Here is an 18,383-nt window from a genome sequence, read left to right on the forward strand (position 1 = left end):
AGATTATAAACTTAATCAACAGAAATCCTAACACCTTCACTATGGCTACTGAACTCTGGAGCATACATACTTTGAATAGTCGTAATCCCATTACTCATGTTACCAGCATTGCTTATACGTAAATCGTATTCAAATACATAAACTCCTTTTGGTAAATAATCGAAAAAGAAGTTGGTGGCAGCATCTTTAGTACTTTCATAATAACCCAAACCATCTTGCCATTTGTATTGAGATAACACATTAACGGGTTCTAAGCCACTTGCTCTCATATCTTTCATATGAAGGAATTCCATATCTCTATCACTTGTTAATTCAATTCGTACACGAACCAAATCACCAATTTTTAATTGGGTTTCAGAGGTTATTTCAGAGATTTCTTCCCCAAAATCTGTATTGGTTTTTAAGAAGAGTTTCTTCTTAAGAGTTAAGGGTGTTTCTGCTGAAGTAATCTTATCTAAATCTTCAAAATATTGCCAGTATAAACTTCCCCAAGCTATGCCTTCTCCTTTTTTAGTTAAGGACACTTCTGCCATGTCTGATTTGATCTCACTACCTGTCCAAGACGTTTTATAATAACCTGTTCCAGCTTCTACTTTAACGTCTTCCAGTTTTGAAGGTTCTATAGTTTTGCCACCAATAACTACATCAACCATCTCAGTTACAGATAGCCAATCACTACCTTGAAGCAATAAAGCATACACAGCTTCGGTTGTAGCTTTAGTGGTTTTCCAACGATTAGTTTGCTTATTTTTTAGAAGCCAAATTTTTAGATTGTCAATAGTTTCAATATCATTTTCTATTTCAGAAAAAGCTTCAATCATCAAAGCTTGCGTTTCTATTGGAGCTTGATACCAATACCAAGAGCTAGTGTTTGCTTTCCAGTACATGCCTAATTCATCACTCGTAATACTGTTTTCTTTTAATGATTTTAAGATTTTAGTAGAGGTTACTTCATCTTCGAATCTATGTGACACTAATGCCATTAAGCCTTTAGAATATAATGAACGGCTTATCCAATATTTTTGAATTTGAGTTTGATAATATTCTATAATACTTTCAACTTCTTTTGATTTTTTAATCTCAGGAAAAAAGCTTCGCATGTATAAATAATGCAATTGGGTATAACTTAAATGGTCTAAGCTTAAATCAACTTTCGAGCTGTATTTGGTGATGTCTTTGTATTCTTCTATAAACTCCTTGTCTAGATAAGATATGGCTCTTTTGATCATAGATTCTTCACTATCATTCTGATTGACATCTAGCTTATCTAAATGACCAAAACCAGTTATAATATGTTGTGTGATATACCTATTTGATCTGCCACCTTGAAACCAAGCCCAAGAACCATTGCTCTTTTGGTTTTGTTTTAATTTTCGAATATTTGCTTCTAATTCGCTGGTCATTTTATTTAAATCAAATAATAAAGCAATCCGTTTCTTTTGTTCCGTTTCGCTTTCAGCATCACGTAACCAAGGCGTTTCTTCAATAAGTATAGATTTCAGTTCCTGGTTCTTTTCTAAATTAGAAAGTAGCGCATCTGTATTTCGCCATTGATTAAAAACTTCTTGAATTCTAGGATTTGAATTAGCTATATGGCTTGCCAATGAATTCGCATAATATCTACTAAAAATTTGCTCATTACACTCATACGGATACTCCATTAAATAAGGTAATGCTTGCACAGCATACCAAGCAGGATTAGAAGTCATCTCTAAAGTCAGCTTATGATGTTTTAAGGTCGTTGAGGTGTTCGTCTTTAGTTTATCTAAAGTAAACGTTCTTGTTTCGTTAGAGCGTATCCACATAGGTAACGTTTCTGTAACTAACATTCTGTTAGAAAGTACAGGAAGTGCATTTTGCTCACCATCACTATAGTTTCCAGCTTTGGCAATTATTTTATATTGAACAGCATCTGCATCATCTGGAATAGACAAGTTCCAGGACACTTCTGTATTTCCTTTTTCATCTACTGTAAAAGCTTTTGTGTTTAATGTATTATTAAGTTCGGCATCAATGGCTTTACCATTTGTCGCATCAAAAAGTTGCAAAATTGCTTGTCCTGACAATTCTTTCTTAGTGAGGTTTGCAATTTTAGTACTGATGGTTATTTGGTCTCCTTGACGTAAAAAACGTGGTGCATTTGGAAGCACCATTAGTTCTTTTTGAGTGACTGTTTCCAAACTGGTTGTTGCAGATTCGAGATTTTTTGTATGTGCTACTAATTGTAATTTCCATTTGGTTAAAGCTTCTGGTGTGGTGAAGCTAAAACTCACATTGCCTTTGTCGTCTGTTTGCAACTGTGGAAAGAAAAAAGCCGTTTCCTGAAGGTTTTTACGAATTGTAACCTGAGAGAAATCTTCTTTTTTAGAATCTGTAGGTATTTCTTCTGAAACTTCTTCGTTTAGCTCATCTTCATTTTCCATGGCATCCATTTCTGCACCTTCAGATTTAGCTACTGAATAGCCTATGGCTTTTCTGTCTTTTTTTACTCCAAAACCTGTTACAATTACTTCATCAATAGAATTTACATCAGGAGACATTGAAAGACTAAAAGTGTTATTTGCATTTATAACATACTCTTTAGTACTATACCCAACGAAACTAAAAAGGAGTTTATCACCAGTCTTTGCTGCTATTGAAAAATTTCCATCAAAATCAGTTTGAGTACCAGAATTATTTCCTTTTATTATAACATTGACTCCTGGTAAAGGCAATCCGTTTTCATCATATATAGTTCCTACAACAATTCCTTCTTCTAGAGCACTATTATAAGAGGCTGTGCTTCTTATTTTTCTTAGATATTGATGTCTTACCCAAATATTAGTAAAACTAAACCCAAACCAATCTAATTGGTCGTAGTTATTCTGAGGATAATAAGCATGATATCTTTGTATGTTTTGAACTCTAAACCCTTCAGTAGAAAAACTAATTCTGGCATTTCTATGGTTATACGCACGATAAGTAGGAAGATGAATGGGATTAAAACTCCAATCATGAGGCTTGAATTGGTTTAAAGACATATCGTACATGCTGGCTAATATTTCGGCAGATACCTGTTCTCCTTTTGGACCTTTAATTTTAAAGCTCCAGGTCTCGTCTTGTCCTGGTTGAAGCTTATCTCTAAATGTGGTGGTTTCAATCTCTAAATCGGTTTTTGGAAAAGGTACAGAAATATATGTCGTGCCAGACTCAAAACTATTAGCATACGCCAAACTATAATGCACAGCAAAACCACCCAAATCTTCATTATTAACAGGAATAGATATGGTTTTTTTGTTATTGTTTAATTGAATGACATAGGTATTTACAGTTTGTTTGTTCTTTTCAACTTCTATAGTAACTGTTAGGTTTTCTGCAGCTGAAGCTAAAGTCAGTTCAACAGTATCATTAACATTATAGGTTTCTTTGTTTGTAGAAATACTAAAAAGTTGCTTGTCTGCAATGGTTTTATCTGAAGCACTAAACAAGGTTGTTCTTGCTTCATCTTTAACTTCTTGACCAAATTTGTCTTTGCTTTCTAACACAATTACGTATTGTCCAGATTCCCATTTCTTCATGTTTCCTAATGCTAACTCCTTAGATTTTTCAGTATTGAAAGATTTTTCAAAAACTAACGCACCTCTTTTCCAGTTATTTGAGTTGTCTTCATCTTTATAAGCTTCATAAGGAAACTTATTTTTAAATTCTATTTCAGAAAGTACTTGATAATCTGGATACTTCCAAGGTCTTGGACGTAATACAAAATCTGGTGCTTGAAGCTTATATATTTTAACGGTTCCTTGTGCTGGAACAAACTCTCCATTAAGGTTTTTAGTGTCAATGTTAAGTTGGTGTTCTTTGTTTGTTTTATTTAAATTAGCATTTAATGAAACTGTAGCAAGCAAAGCATGATATCCAACATTTACTATGGTTGTAGTAGAACGAGTTTCACCATTCAAATCTGTAATATCTGCTGTAACTTCATAATTAAAAACAGGTAAGTTTTTTTTGTCGACACTAGTATCTGGAAGGGCTTTGAAGGTAATTTCAAATTCCCCTTTGTCGTTTGTAGCACTTTCGCCATGAGTTATTTCCTGAGGTTCACTAATATAAGCTGGTCTGTACCAATAATACCAACGAGGATATTGCACTTTTCTATGCACGCGATAAACTACTTTGGCATTGGTTATATTGCTTCCTGCATAAGCCAGAGCGTTTCCTTTTACAGTAATAGAATCGTTGACTTTGTAAGTTTCTGAAACAGGTTTGAATTGGGCTTCAAACTTTGGGCGTTTGTATTCTTCAACTGAAAAATAGGTGTTTGCATTTAAAGAAATATTATTAGAATTGGATGATAATTCAATTTGGTATTGTCCATTTAATCCTGAATTAGGAAGAATAAATTCTCCAGAAACAGAACCAAACTCATTGGTAACTAATTCTATTTTTTTAACCTCTTCATAATTCACATTGAATAATACTGCTGAAACTTTGTGTTTTGTAAGGACTTCAGTAAAATCATCAGTAGTTTGTGTAACAATTCCTTTAAAATAGACTGTTTGTCCAGGTCTGTATATGCTTCTATCTGTAAACAAAAAGCCTCTGTACTGTTCTTTATATTCTCTCTGTTCGTATTTTCGATTTAGATAATAATCTCCAAAAAAGGCCTTGTCGTTATGGCTTGTAGCTTCCATAATCACGTTAGACCATGTTTTGTTTCCTTTAAGTAGTTCAATTTCTCCTAAAGTATTGGTGGTGTAATTTTTACTGCTTTCGCTATCTCTGTAATTTTTACGATAGGTGATTTTTACCTGTAGGTTGCTTAACGGTTTTCCGTTGTTTCTATCAATAAACGGATAGATTTGCTTGTCTTGTTCTGTTTTTTCTACAACAGAAATGTTGGTGACTTGAAAGGTGTTGTAGGCAAATGTATTGTCTTTGTTATTTGTTTTTGCTACAATTAAATAACGTCCATTAACTAATTTTGGCAACAAGATTTCTGTGTTGTGTTGTTGAAAATCTAATTCGTTTTTTAGGGTGCTTTTCCAAGTGTTTTCTGCTTTTAGTTTATTAATAAAATCAAGTTGCTCTTCTTGTTTATAAGTTTTGCCAAAGGTTTCGAATTGTTTTTCTGATAACTTATAGATGCTAAAATCAAGTTGCTTCAAATTTTTATAAGTAACTAGAATCTTTGAATCTTGCTGAATAGGTATATAGTTTTCTGCAATAATATGTAAAGACTCTTGATGAATTTGCTTTAAAAGAATTTGGCTTTTTTCTGCAGCACGACTTTTAGGAAATTTTATAATTAAGCTATTACAAAGTAGCTCAGCATCTTTTATTTTCCAACGATTGGTTTCATTAGTAACTGGCAGATAATCTTGTCCTTGTTGAAAGTAAATATTGGCAATCTCAAAAGTATATAAACCAGAAGCTTCATGTGTTTTTATACGTTCTGCTTCTGTGGTATATGCTTGAATTAATAAGTTGTCTTTGTTTTTAAAGGTGGCGTGTTCTTTTACAAAATTGTAACGTAAAATATTAACATCTGCTAAAGCATCAGGTTGGTTATCATTTAAATGAAATTGAATTAGATCTTGATACACTTTTAGGGCTTGTAGTTCTAATGAAGTAGAATCTTTAGAATTAATATTCAGCTTTGAAAAGCTTCTAGAATCGCTCAAAAAAGCTTCATTGTCAATCTCAAATTTATAAGCAGGTTTTGTAATACTGTTTTCAGGTGTTTGATAAAACTCTAAGGCATTATGTGCTAACAAATCGAATAAGGTTGGTCTGTAGATTTTGGAACCTTTTTGTTCATGCAAAATGCTTGCATATGCACTTAAATCTTCTTGTTGAAGCAACAAGCCATTTTTTAAAGAGTTATTATAATGTAGCTGAATTTCGTTAAAAAGGGTTTCTAAATCCCAGGTTCTAAAGTCTGTTGCAATAGTTTTGTCATCTACTTTAGTTCTATTGTAAAATTTGTATCTGTTCTGCTGAAAATATTGCCAGTAAATAGTTGCCAGCATATTTTCTAACACATTCTTAATTGGAGCTTTGTTTTTAGAAATTTCAGATTTAAAATCAGTTACAACTTTTAGTTGCGCTTCATCTTCAAGAATTAAGGCAAACTTGCTTTTAAAAAGTAACGTTTTTATTAGTTGTGGTTTGTTGTTCTCTTTTTTTGCAAAAATTTCAATTTGTTCAACAATTTCTAAAGCAGATTTTGGTAATTCTTCACTTTCAAAAGCTTCAACTTGTTTCCACATCTTATCATAATAATTATTTTGAGCTTGAGAGAACTGAGCGAAAAGAATGATAGTTATAATGGTTATGTAATTCTTCATTTAAAATAAATTTGTAATTATGTTTACTCAAAATACGTTCCAAAAAAAGCAAATGAATAAAAAATGACTTTATGTTGTGTGAAAATAGGCATTTTTTAAATGACTTAGAAAGGTTACTTTTGTTATTCCGACGATTATTTTATGAATAAGTATTTTATATTTCTATTGTTTCCAATTTGGGGTTTTTCGCAAACGTCCTATCAAGAAATTGAGCAATTTCTGGAACAAAAAAACTATGTAAAAGCTGAGCAGTTAGCTACGCCTTTTGTTGCTAACAATCCAACAGACCTAAAAGCTATTGAAATATTAGGAGATACTTATGGTTATCAGGAAAAATGGGATGAAGCCATAGAGCAGTATAAAAAGTTAGTGAGCCTAAAACCCAATGTCGCTAATTACCATTATAAATATGGAGGCGCTTTAGGTATGAAAGCACTTTCTGTAAACAAACTTTCTGCATTAGTATATTTGAGCGATTTAAAAGAGTCTTTTTTAACAGCTGCAAGGCTGGATCCAAATCATATTGAAGCACGTTGGGCTTTAGTGGAATTGTATATGCAATTACCTGTTATTGTTGGAGGTAGTATGAATACATCCTTGAAATATGCTGAAGAATTAGAGCAGCTTTCTAAAGTAGATGGATATCTAGCCAAAGGCTATATTTACGAATATGACAACGAGCCAGAGCTTGCCGAATTATATTATAAGAAAGCCATTCTAGTAGGAGGTTCTTTAACTTGTTATACCAAGTTGAGCGAGTTTTACGAAAAACAAGATCAGCCAGAAAAAGCTATTACTAATATTGAAGAAGCTCAAGAAAAATTACAACGCAATGCATTGCATTATCAATTAGGTAAGGTGTCTGCTGAATACAACGTACAACTTTCTAAAGGTGAAGCTTGCTTAAAAAGTTATATTAAAAATTATTCTCCCGAAGATGGTGTTCCTGTAGCTTGGGCTAATTATAGACTGGCTCAAATTTATAGACATAAAGACAATAAAGTACAAGCCTTACATTATATCAATCTCGCTATTGATGGACTACCAGAAATCGAAGTTTTTAATGAAGAACGTAAAATCATATTGGCTCTTTAAACTAATTTTAAAGCACAATAACTCCACAACAAACAGCTAAGCAACAAACAAATTAATTTCGTGAATTTAGCTCAAAAAAGGTATCTTTGTTGCCACTACAAAAAACAACAATGAACGTACATTTTATAGCTATTGGAGGCTCTGCCATGCACAACCTGGCTTTAGCCTTACATAATAAAGGATCTCACGTAACAGGAAGCGACGACACCATTTTCGAACCTTCAAAATCCAGATTAGCAGCTAAAGGACTATTACCTGAAGCTTATGGTTGGTATCCTGAAAAAATCACTACCAATTTAGATGCTATAGTTTTAGGAATGCACGCCAAAGCAGACAATCCGGAACTTTTAAAAGCGCAAGAATTAGGCTTGAAGATTTATAGTTATCCAGAGTTTTTGTACGAACAATCTAAAAACAAAACACGTGTGGTTATTGGTGGAAGTCATGGTAAAACAACCATTACGTCTATGATTCTTCACGTCATGCATTATCACAATCGCGATGTCGATTATATGGTTGGCGCACAATTGGAAGGGTTTGATGTTATGGTGAAACTAACTGAAGACAACGACTTTATTGTTCTGGAAGGCGACGAGTATTTAAGTTCACCAATAGACAGACGACCAAAATTTCATCTCTACAAACCAAATATTGCGTTGCTAAGTGGTATTGCTTGGGATCATATTAACGTGTTTCCAACTTATGAAAACTATTTAGAGCAGTTTAGCATCTTTGTAGATAGCATTGTAAGAGGAGGAAGTATCTCCTATAACGAAGAAGACCCAGAAGTTGTAAAAGTGGTGGAAGCAAGCTTAAACACTATCAGAAAACTCCCTTACCAAACTCCTGAATATACCGTTGAAAACGGACAAACCCTTTTGGTAACTCTAGAAGGGCCTTTGCCAATTGAAGTATTTGGAAAACACAATCTTAACAATCTAGCAGGTGCAAAATGGATTTGCCAGCATATGGGAATTGATGAAGACGATTTCTACGAAGCCATTGCAACTTTTAAAGGAGCCAGCAAACGTCTGGAAAAAATAGCTGAAACTAAGAATGCTGTGGCTTATAAAGATTTCGCACATTCACCTTCTAAAGTGGAAGCCACTACAAATGCAGTAAAAGAACAATATCAAAATAGAACCTTGCTTGCTTGTTTGGAATTGCATACTTATAGTAGTTTAAATGCTGAATTTTTAAAAGAATACAAAGGCGCTTTAGATGCAGCAGATGTTGCTGTTGTTTTTTACTCACCACATGCTGTTGAAATTAAAAAGTTAGAAGAAGTGACGCACGAGCAAATTGCTAATGCTTTTGAACGAGATGATTTAATTATTTACACCAACCCAGACGATTTTAAGAACTTTCTCTTCTCTCAAGATTTTAATAACAAAGCCTTGTTATTAATGAGTTCTGGGAATTATGGAGGCTTGGACTTTGATGAGGTTAAGGGGTTGATTAAGTAATAGCTGTCATTCCAGCGAAGGCAAGAATCTATTAATAAAAAAGAACAAAAGAGAAAATGCGTTCTTTAAAATGAGAATTATAGATAGTTAATAATCAAACCACCTTTTCTTAAAGTGAGTTTTTTACTTTTTTCAACATTAAAATTCCCCAAGCTGCTAAAACAAAAGGAGCAGTTAGTGTTATTAATCCTGTCAGTCCCATTCCAATATTTAGCAATGTTGATAGGATTATTGCTATGCTAATCCATAGAAAATCCTTCCAGCTCTTTCCAGTAAGCGCAATAGCGCAAAGAATAGCATTGTAGCCCATAAGTCCAGCATTAACTTCAGAAACGGATTCTAAAAAAAGCCATCCAGTTAAAGAACCCAAAATAGCAGCATAAACAGCATAAATAGCCATAAGTCTGTTGTTTACTAAAATGGCCAATAGAAAAAACAATCCAGTTATCATGTTTTCTTGAAACATCACCTGACCAAAACTATTACTAAATGAGGCTAAAATATCTAATGTGTTTGATGTTGATACAGATGTAGATAATAACGGAACCTTAAAAACAAATAATAACAAATAAGCCAGAATCCAAGTTGCTATAACAAATGGAGCTGTAAATGGCAAGGTAATTTTCTTTAAATAATACATGATTATTGAAGACAGAACGGCACCTATTATTAGTGCTAAGATTGTGGTTAAACTAACCTCGAAAAAGCAAAATATGGCTATGCCTGTTAATGCTCCATTAAAACCATAAAGCCCGTTTTTAACATCCTCTTTTGGATACCTTAAAATAAGAGCAGAACAGGTGCTTATTAATGTGCCAGATAGCGCAGCCAATCCTAATAACCAGGAATTGAAAAAAATACCAACTAAAAATAAAACGCCAGAATAAATATTATTTTGAAACATGACTTGACCAATGCCTCGTAAAATAATTAGTAGAAATCTCATTAAAAGTTAGATAAAGTTATTTTATATGCAAATATATCATATTAAACAAAGCTGTTTGATCTATTAAAATGGAACCTTCTTAACTCTTAATTTCTGAATAGACAGAATTATAGGATAGGAAATTTTATCACTTTTACAATGGATTCTGTAATTTATCTTATACAATGGCTAATAGTATTTGGAAATTATCTCCATATACAGATGCAAAAGAAGTATTTTCATAATCCTTATTATATTTGGTTTACAATATCTCCAACAATATTATACCACTTGAGCATTCCATGGTATGCGAAATACCAACCAATAAATTTATTTCTGCGAATGCAGGAATATGTTTTAGACTTCTAAAAATTTAAAAGATTTCCCCATTTTAAAAGAAACATTGTTATAGCTGTCAACCCCATGCTATATAATATAGCAGCTTGCCAATATGATAATCTCGTTGGCCAATGTTTCCAAACCTTGGTGCCATATTCTTTTTTAGCATAACCACTGGTCAGCACCCAAAAAAGAAAAATAAATATTAAGAAAATGAGTATGGCTATTAATAAGATCTCTTTTTTTGACATGTGCCGAATGTTTGTTTATATGTTTTTAACGGTAGCTAATCTAATCATATAAATCCGTATAAATGATTTAAATATGTTATTAAAGGATTTCGCTATTTTTATTCAAATACACGACATACAGTACAACATATATTTATCAAGCAATTTAACTAATTCTAAGAAAAATCATATAATCTACGTATATTTTGTAGGTTTCCTTCGGGGTTATTTCGGGTGTATAAGCAGAGTTCAGGTTCTAAATTTTTAACCATAAATAAAATCAATCACTTGCTTCCTGTTTTAAAAGAACTTAAAATTCTTAAAGAACGAAATTTTATAAGTTAAAAAACATGGCTGTAAATTAAAACACCACATCCAAAACGCTAAAATAGCTTCTTGCTTGGCATGTATTTACACAACCCTTTCTATTCAAATTCAATTAAATTTATTAGTAAATAATCAAACAAAAAAGACAATAAAGTCTTATCTTTAAGTAGTAGAAATTAAGAATAATCATTTAATATAAAATAAGTAATATGCGCATTCAAGTAAAAGATTTTATGTCGTCTCCGGTAACAACAGCACTAGGAAATAATAGCGTGAAAGAAATAAGAGAATTAATGAAACTTAAAGGCTTTAATGCTGTTCCAGTTATTCAGGTTGCTAAGCAATTACCAAATACTGAAATTACGATTCGTGGTATTGTAACAGCAACAGATTTAAGCAGAAAGATGGATGATAATGCCACTATAGAAGACATTATGACCTCTACAAGAGTCTACGTAACCCATAAAGATTCCAGTGCGCAATCTGCTGCTAAAATGATGCTTAAACATAGTGTACACCACATGGTTGTTATGGACGACGGGAAAATAATAGGCATGATAAGCTCCTTAGACTTTGTAAAATTAGTAGCAGAATATTCTCTGGATTAGATAGTTTTAAAGTTTAAAAAGGTTGTTTAAAATTATAATAAAGTAATGCTTTACACGTTAAAATTAGTATAATAACCAAACTGCAAAGAAGTATAAAGTACAATTACATTTTAATTTTAACCAATTTTAACCAATTTTAATTATGAAACGTATTTGTTTAACAATTTGTTTTTTCACACTTTTATTTTCTTGTAATTCAGACGAAGACATACAAGACCATCAACAAGAGGAAGCTAATTTCTACGCCTTAACTGTTGGTAATTCTTGGGTTTATAAAAATTATAGATATAATCTCAATACCGAATTGTATGAAGATACAGGTGTTATAGATTCTATAAATATTATTGGAACAGAACAAATTAATGAGAATACTTATTACAAATTTAGAAGATGGACTACAAGAAACGAAACAAATATAGCCTTCTGTAATCCTAATGGGGAACATTTTGAATTATTGCGTGATTCTTTAGGGTATTTAATTCGGGATGATGGATCTGTTAAATTTGTAAACAATAATTTTAATGAACGTCAGCTTGCTTCGGATATTTGGGGAACTATTTACGAAAAATTAGTTGAAGGCGAAACAAACATGAGTGTTGAAGCAGGAGACTTTTATTGTATAAATTCAGAGCGTTATGCTAGAGATACTACTAATGAAGAGTTGCCTGGTTTAGACCGTTTTTATTATTCAGACGGTATGGGTCTCATTCTTGACACAAGTTCTTTTGTAAATAATCCTATTCATAGTATTGAAAGACGCCTAGACTCCTATTTTGTTCAGTAAATTTAACTAAAACACCTTATCCAAAAACCCCTCGATACTTACTTGATTAGCACGAATTAATTCAGCTTTGGCATGAGCCATATCCTGAGGACTTTTATCCTGCGAAAGTTTAAATTTCCCTTCCCAACTGTCTATGCTAATTTCAAACATCGTTATATAGTTTATAGCGATATCCATTTTAGGGTTATCTGCTTCTAGAACAAATTTATGGTCTGGTTGTTCTAAATAGTCTGTCATTTTTATAAGCGATTCTTTTAAAGCTTCTTTACTATCAATAGCTTCCACTGTTCCAGTTAGGTGTACTTTAATATAATTCCAGGTTGGCAGTTGGTTGGTGGTATAAACACTTGGCGAAATATAACATTGTGGTCCGGAAAAAATAAGGGTCACCTCAAGCTTATCCGTCATTAGTCTCGATTGTGGGTTGAATTTATCGATATGTCCAATAAGCTTTCCATCTGTTTCTCTATAGATTAATGGTAAATGCGTTATTATAGGTTTATTGTCTTTTACTGAAATAACAGTCGCTAAAGGATAGGTTTTAACCACTTCCAGCAAATGGAGTTTATCGCTATCTTGATGGTATGGTGGAGGATAATGACTCATGATTACACCCCAAATTGATTTAAATGATGATCTAAATGCTTATACTGCATTTTCCCCCATTGTTCGGTATTGAAAGTTCCAAACATTGGGTGAACTGGCCAATCTTGCTTGTCCTTTTTAGTAGAAAACACGTTGATTATTTGTACTAATTTATCCTTTTCGGAATTGAATTCATGTGTATCTGTAATTTTAAATTCACGAACGGTTCCCAGGTTTTTCTGCCAAGGCTTGTCGTTATACATAACAGGTTTAAATAGCTTAAACATAAGCTTTTTTACAAATCCAATATTTGTATCTAATTGTAAGTCTCCATTAGCAACTTCTAGTGGTTTTTGGCAATGTGTTAGCATTTGTCCAACATCCATGGTTCCCCATTTTGGTTGCGAATTTTCATTCAGATTATTAATACGATTTAGAATGACTGCTTGATTTTCAGAGTTAAATAACGAATTCATAATTGTTTTTTTTATTGCTTCTGAAATTTACAATATTTATATTTACTAGATGCAGGAAAAACCAGCTTCATTTTCAATTAAGAATTGGTCTCAAAACGATCAGCCTCGGGAAAAACTACGCGACAAAGGTAAAGCAGCTTTAAGTGATGCCGAATTAGTAGCTATCCTTATTGGATCAGGAAATAGAGATGAAAGTGCTGTTGCTTTATGCAAGCGCATTTTAGCAAGTGTAGATAACAATTTAAACGCTTTAGGAAAACTTTCTTTAAAACAACTAATGGCGTTTAAAGGAATAGGTGAAGCAAAAGCCATAACCATTGCAGCAGCTTTGGAATTAGGAAGAAGAAGAGGAGGAGAGGAGTTTGTACAGAAAAAGAAAATCACCTCTAGTCAGTCTGTTTATCAAGTCATGCAACCCATCCTTGGCGAGTTGCCACATGAAGAATTCTGGATTTTGTATTTAAATAATTCCAATAAAATCATTCAAAAAAATCAATTGAGTAAAGGAGGAATAACAGGCACTTTGGTAGATGTGCGTTTGGTTCTTAAAAATGCCTTAGAAGTAGGAGCAACCGGACTTATTTTGGCGCATAACCATCCTTCAGGTACTTTAAAACCTAGTGAAGCCGACAAGCAAATTACAAGAAAATTAAAACAAGCTGGAGATAGTTTAGATATTAAAGTTCTGGACCATGTAATCGTAACAGAAAAAGCCTACTTTAGCTTTGCTGATGAATCACTATTGTGAAAACACCAAATCCCAAAATAAATAAAATTCCAAATAATGGAATGAATAAACAATTGGAATTTGATATTTTAAAAATTGGAATTTGTAATAATTATGTTATTAGTATATACGCATAAAATAACGCCTCGATTAAAATATGCCTTTAAACATATTTTTACTAGAATATTAGGAATTCCTGTGGAGTTCACAACTACTATTGAAGACTTTATAGCTCATGATAGTTTAAAGATGTCTTATACCAGACAGCCTCTAAGCAACGAAATATTTGTTAAAAGTCATGATATTTTATACGAGCAAGGACTTTCGGATGTTGAGATTTATGTTCAAGATTGGGAGGAAACCAAATGTTTTTTTTCAAGTGGAGAAAAAAGCGCGATTCCATTCGATATATTTTCAGCTTCCTTTTATTTACTAAGTAGATTCGAAGAGTATTTACCTCATGTAAAAGATGAATATGGGAGATTTACTGCTCAAGAAAGTATTGCTTTTAAACATGGGTTTTTACATCAGCCAGTTGTAGATATTTGGGCTTATAAAATGAAAAAAGTATTTCAAGAAAACTATCCAGATTTTGTGTTTCCTGAAAGATTCTATTCCATAAAACCAATAATCGATGTACCATCGGCTTATAATTTTAAATTAAAAGGCATTTTAAGAACTTTTGGAGGAACTGTAAAAGATGTTTTTAGTTTTAATTTCAAAAAATTATACTACAGATACATGGTTCTATTTGGGTTTAAGCGTGATACTTACGATACATTTAAATACATTATTAATAAGCAAAAACATAGTGAATTTAAATTCCTTTTTTTCTTTTTAATTGGAGATTACTCAACTTACGATAAGGGTATTGATGCTCAAAAAAAGAAGTTCATTTCACTTATAAAACAAGTTGCAGATTATTGTCAGGTAGGATTAAAAGCCTCTTATTTTGCACTAGAAGATATAGCAATCCTGAAAAAAGAAAAATTACGAATGGAGTCCATTTTAAATACCTCTTTAACAGCTTCAAGACAATCGTTTTCTAAATTAAATCTTCCAGAATCTTATAGAAACCTTGTAGAATTAGAGATTTTAGAAGACTATACCATGGGTTACGTTAACCATCCTGGATTTAGAGCAGGAACTTGTACGCCCTTTTTCTTTTACGATTTAGATTATGAAATTCAGACACCATTAAAAATATATTCGTATCATTTATTAGATTATTCCTTATTAAAAATACATTCACTATTAGATAAGAAAAAGGCTTTAAATGACATTATTTACCAGGTAAAAAAAGTAAATGGCGAATTTGTACCTGTATTTCATAATTACACGTTTAGCGATGTGGACAGATGGAAAGGGTTTAAAGAATTATTTAATATGATATTAGAATCAGCACATGAAGATTAATGGAATTAAAGATGTTTTTTTTGATTTAGATCATACCCTTTGGGACTTTGATAAAAACTCGGCATTAACATTCAGTAAAATATTTAAAATACACAACGTAGCTGTAAATTTAGAAGAATTTCTACACTACTACGAACCAATAAATCTTGACTATTGGAAACTCTTTAGAGAAGAAAGAATTGATAAAGCTTCATTAAGATATAATCGTTTAAACGATACTTTTAATAAAATATCATTTCAAGCAGATAGCACCTTAATACACAAACTCTCTATTGATTATATAATGTATCTATCTACTTTTAACCATTTATTTGATAATACAGTTGATATCTTAAATTATCTAAAGCCCAAGTATAATTTGCATATAATTACCAACGGGTTTCAGGAAGTACAAGAAAGCAAATTGAGAAATTCTAACATTCATCATTTTTTTCAATCAATAACAGATTCAGAACAGGTAGGTGTAAAAAAACCAAATCCAAAGATTTTTAATTTTGCATTAAATAAAGTAAAAGCACATCCTGAAACAAGTGTCATGATTGGCGACAATATGGAAGCAGACATTCTAGGAGCATTGAATATTGGCATGGAAGCTATTTACTTCAATTATCTGAAAACTGTAGACAAACACTCAATGAAGCAAATAAATAATCTAGATGAATTAAAATTATTTTTATAAATCTTACCTATCTTTACAAGAATTAAAAAAAAGTAAAATGTTTAAGAAAATTTTTATACTCACCATTCTGTTTGTTTCATCTATTGCTGGATATTCTCAGAATAGCGTTAATAATTATAAATATGTTATTGTACCAGATGAATATGATTTTTTAGATGAAGTAGATCAATATAGATTAAATTCATTATCTCAATTTTTATTCAATAAACATGGTTTTATAGCTCTAATGGAAGATGAAACATTTCCAGAAGATTTAATGTATAATCCTTGTTTGGCATTGAAAGCAGATGTAATTGACGATTCTGGAACTTTTAAAACGAAGCTTAAAATTGAATTGGAAAACTGTAAAGGCGAATTAATTTTTGTTTCTGAAATGGGCGAAAGTTTCGATAAAAATTATCAAGTTGCTTATAATAAAGCCTTAAGAGAGGCTTTTATGTACGTAGCTGCTTTAAAATATGAATACGAACCAAATGAAGATATTCTTTCTGAAAGTAGAGATACTAGAGCAGAAGCGAACCAGGAAGTAGAACAGCTTAAACAAGAAATTGCTGTATTAAAACAGGAAAAGGAAACTATAGAAGCAACCAAAACGGCTACTGCTCTAAATGCAGAAGAGGTAGTTGAGGAATCAAATGATAAAGTAGAAATTTCATTAAACGGTACTACAACAACTCTTTATGCACAAAAAACAGATTATGGTTTTCAGGTGGTAGATAGTACTCCAAAAGTTATTATGGTTTTGTTAAATACTAAAAACCCTGAAGTGTTTATGGTTCAAGGTAAAAATGCCATGGTTATAAAAGAAGATGGTTTCTGGTATTTATCAGAGAATGATGGAAATCATGTTAAAGACACCAAATTAAATATTAAATTTTAATACTTATATTTATTTTTCCAGCGTTGTTTTAAAAATTCTCTTTGTGTGTTTTCTCTAGAGTTATTTCCTGGATTGTATAGTGTTGTGTTTTTTATTTCATCAGGCAAAAATTCTTGTTCTGCGAAATTATTCTCATAACTATGAGCATATTTATAATCGTCTCCATAACCCAATTCTTTCATAAGTTTTGTAGGTGCATTTCTAATTGAAAGAGGAACAGATAAATCTCCTGTGTTTTTTACTATTTGCTGAGCTTGATTTATTGCTTGGTAAGACGCATTACTTTTTGGCGAACAAGCTAAATAGGTGGCACACTGACTTAATATAATTCGAGATTCTGGATGTCCTATTGTAGAAACTGCCTGAAACGTATTGTTAGCTATTACTAAAGCCGTAGGGTTGGCATTACCAATATCTTCGCTTGCAAGTATCAGTAATCTTCTGGCTATGAATTTCACATCTTCTCCTCCTTCAATCATTCTTGCTAACCAATAAACAGCAGCATTTGGATCGCTACCACGAATGGATTTAATAAAGGCCGAAATAATATCGTAATGTTGTTCTCCTGTTTTATCGTATCGTACAGTATTGTTTTGAACCTTTTGTAAAACAGCTTCATTTGTAATTGTAATATTTTCTGAAGTTTCAGAATTTACTATCAATTCGAAAATATTTAATAATTTTCTGGCATCACCACCAGAAAGGCGTAATAAGGCTTCAGTTTCTTTAAGCTTTATATTTTTTTTAGATATTACCTCATCTTTTTCAATAGCTCGCTTTAAAAGCGCCTCTAAATCGTTTTTGCTAAAAGAATTTAAAATATAAACTTGACATCGTGATAAAAGAGCTGGAATCACTTCGAAACTAGGATTTTCGGTAGTAGCTCCAATTAAAGTTACCCAACCTTTTTCTACAGCTTGTAATAAAGAATCTTGTTGCGATTTGCTGAACCTATGAATTTCATCAATAAAAAGAATCGGGTTTTTAGTCGTAAATAAGCCACCACTAGCTTTCGCTTTTTCAATAACTTCTCGAACATCTTTTACGCCAGAACTAATAGCGCTTAAAGTATAAAATGGTCTACCAGATTCTGAAGCGATAATATTTGCTAATGTGGTTTTACCAATACCTGGAGGTCCCCAAAATATCATCGATGGAATTAAGCCTTGTTTTATTTGTTTGGTCAGAGCACCATCTTTTCCAACAAGATGTACTTGACTAATATAGTCGTCTAAATTCTTAGGGCGTAATCTTTCAGCTAATGGCTCATTCATATGGTAAAATTAATATATTCCTTCGAAGACAGGAATCTTATCTTCAATATTTTTAATGTTTTTTAGTGCCATGCATTTTATATAAGGCACATATAAAATTAGCATTCCTTATAGTCGATAAAAAGCTTCTTATTTCTTAATTTATTGAAATCACAAATAGGTTTTCAAACAATCCATTTATCCACTTAATAAACATCAACTGACAATTTATCACGAAATCATATTCTGGTTATATAATTGCAA

At 32.0% G+C, this 18,383-nt stretch carries 14 protein-coding genes; 8 read left to right on the forward strand and 6 right to left on the reverse strand.

Features of this window, described 5'->3' with window-relative positions; genetic code table 11:
* Positions 1-11 precede the first annotated feature (11 nt).
* On the reverse strand, positions 12-6,329 hold the full coding sequence (locus LX78_RS08490) for an alpha-2-macroglobulin family protein (protein WP_109682224.1): 6,318 nt from the start codon (positions 6,327-6,329) through the stop codon (positions 12-14).
* 141 nt (positions 6,330-6,470) lie between these two features.
* Here LX78_RS08490 and LX78_RS08495 point away from each other — a divergent pair, with 141 nt between their 5' ends.
* Both LX78_RS08495 and LX78_RS08500 read left to right on the forward strand, forming a co-directional pair.
* On the forward strand, positions 6,471-7,424 hold the full coding sequence (locus tag LX78_RS08495; protein ID WP_109682225.1) for a tetratricopeptide repeat protein: 954 nt from the start codon (positions 6,471-6,473) through the stop codon (positions 7,422-7,424).
* Between the two features lie 110 nt (positions 7,425-7,534).
* Positions 7,535-8,890 carry a UDP-N-acetylmuramate--L-alanine ligase gene (locus tag LX78_RS08500; protein ID WP_109682226.1) on the forward strand — a complete coding sequence of 452 codons (1,356 nt, stop codon included), beginning with the start codon at positions 7,535-7,537 and terminating at the stop codon, positions 8,888-8,890.
* A 109-nt stretch (positions 8,891-8,999) separates the two neighbouring features.
* Here the strand turns inward: LX78_RS08500 and LX78_RS08505 are convergent, their stop codons facing one another.
* Positions 9,000-9,836: an urea transporter gene (locus LX78_RS08505; RefSeq protein ID WP_109682227.1), complete on the reverse strand. Its 837-nt coding sequence runs from the start codon at positions 9,834-9,836 to the stop codon at positions 9,000-9,002.
* A 344-nt stretch (positions 9,837-10,180) separates the two neighbouring features.
* On the reverse strand, positions 10,181-10,405 hold the full coding sequence (locus tag LX78_RS08515; protein WP_109682229.1) for a hypothetical protein: 225 nt from the start codon (positions 10,403-10,405) through the stop codon (positions 10,181-10,183).
* A gap of 515 nt (positions 10,406-10,920) precedes the next feature.
* On the opposite strand from LX78_RS08515, the gene LX78_RS08520 reads away from it, so the two are divergent.
* Both LX78_RS08520 and LX78_RS08525 read left to right on the forward strand, forming a co-directional pair.
* On the forward strand, positions 10,921-11,319 hold the full coding sequence (locus tag LX78_RS08520; RefSeq protein ID WP_109682230.1) for a CBS domain-containing protein: 399 nt from the start codon (positions 10,921-10,923) through the stop codon (positions 11,317-11,319).
* A gap of 142 nt (positions 11,320-11,461) precedes the next feature.
* On the forward strand, positions 11,462-12,103 hold the full coding sequence (locus LX78_RS08525) for a hypothetical protein (RefSeq protein WP_109682231.1): 642 nt from the start codon (positions 11,462-11,464) through the stop codon (positions 12,101-12,103).
* Between the two features lie 6 nt (positions 12,104-12,109).
* Here LX78_RS08525 and LX78_RS08530 read toward each other — a convergent pair whose 3' ends face one another.
* Together LX78_RS08530 and LX78_RS08535 are read right to left on the reverse strand one after the other, a co-directional pair.
* Entirely contained in the window at positions 12,110-12,709 is a 600-nt protein-coding gene (locus tag LX78_RS08530; protein ID WP_109682232.1) for an FMN-binding negative transcriptional regulator, read from the reverse strand.
* Between the two features lie 2 nt (positions 12,710-12,711).
* Positions 12,712-13,164, reverse strand: a complete 453-nt coding sequence (locus LX78_RS08535; protein WP_109682233.1) for a DUF1569 domain-containing protein — start codon at positions 13,162-13,164, stop codon at positions 12,712-12,714.
* Between the two features lie 49 nt (positions 13,165-13,213).
* On the opposite strand from LX78_RS08535, the gene radC reads away from it, so the two are divergent.
* The 4 genes from radC to LX78_RS08555 all read left to right on the forward strand — a co-directional run bounded on the left by radC (position 13,214) and on the right by LX78_RS08555 (position 16,866).
* On the forward strand, positions 13,214-13,912 hold the full coding sequence (radC, locus tag LX78_RS08540; RefSeq protein WP_109682234.1) for a RadC family protein: 699 nt from the start codon (positions 13,214-13,216) through the stop codon (positions 13,910-13,912).
* A 93-nt stretch (positions 13,913-14,005) separates the two neighbouring features.
* Positions 14,006-15,307 (forward strand): polysaccharide deacetylase family protein, encoded by a 1,302-nt coding sequence (locus LX78_RS08545; protein WP_109682235.1) that lies wholly within the window; start codon positions 14,006-14,008, stop codon positions 15,305-15,307.
* Positions 15,297-15,986, forward strand: coding sequence for a YjjG family noncanonical pyrimidine nucleotidase (locus tag LX78_RS08550; protein ID WP_109682236.1), 690 nt, complete (start codon positions 15,297-15,299; stop codon positions 15,984-15,986). Before LX78_RS08545 ends, LX78_RS08550 begins: the two co-directional genes overlap by 11 nt.
* A 37-nt stretch (positions 15,987-16,023) precedes the next feature.
* Positions 16,024-16,866, forward strand: coding sequence for a hypothetical protein (locus tag LX78_RS08555; protein ID WP_109682237.1), 843 nt, complete (start codon positions 16,024-16,026; stop codon positions 16,864-16,866).
* Here the strand turns inward: LX78_RS08555 and LX78_RS08560 are convergent.
* Positions 16,863-18,140, reverse strand: a complete 1,278-nt coding sequence (locus tag LX78_RS08560; protein ID WP_109682238.1) for a replication-associated recombination protein A — start codon at positions 18,138-18,140, stop codon at positions 16,863-16,865. The two genes, LX78_RS08555 and LX78_RS08560, sit on opposite strands and share 4 nt — an antisense overlap.
* Between the last annotated feature and the right edge of the window lie 243 nt (positions 18,141-18,383).

The sequence above is a fragment of the Xanthomarina spongicola genome (assembly GCF_003148645.1).
In the GTDB taxonomy this organism is placed as follows: Bacteria; Bacteroidota; Bacteroidia; order Flavobacteriales; family Flavobacteriaceae; genus Xanthomarina; species Xanthomarina spongicola.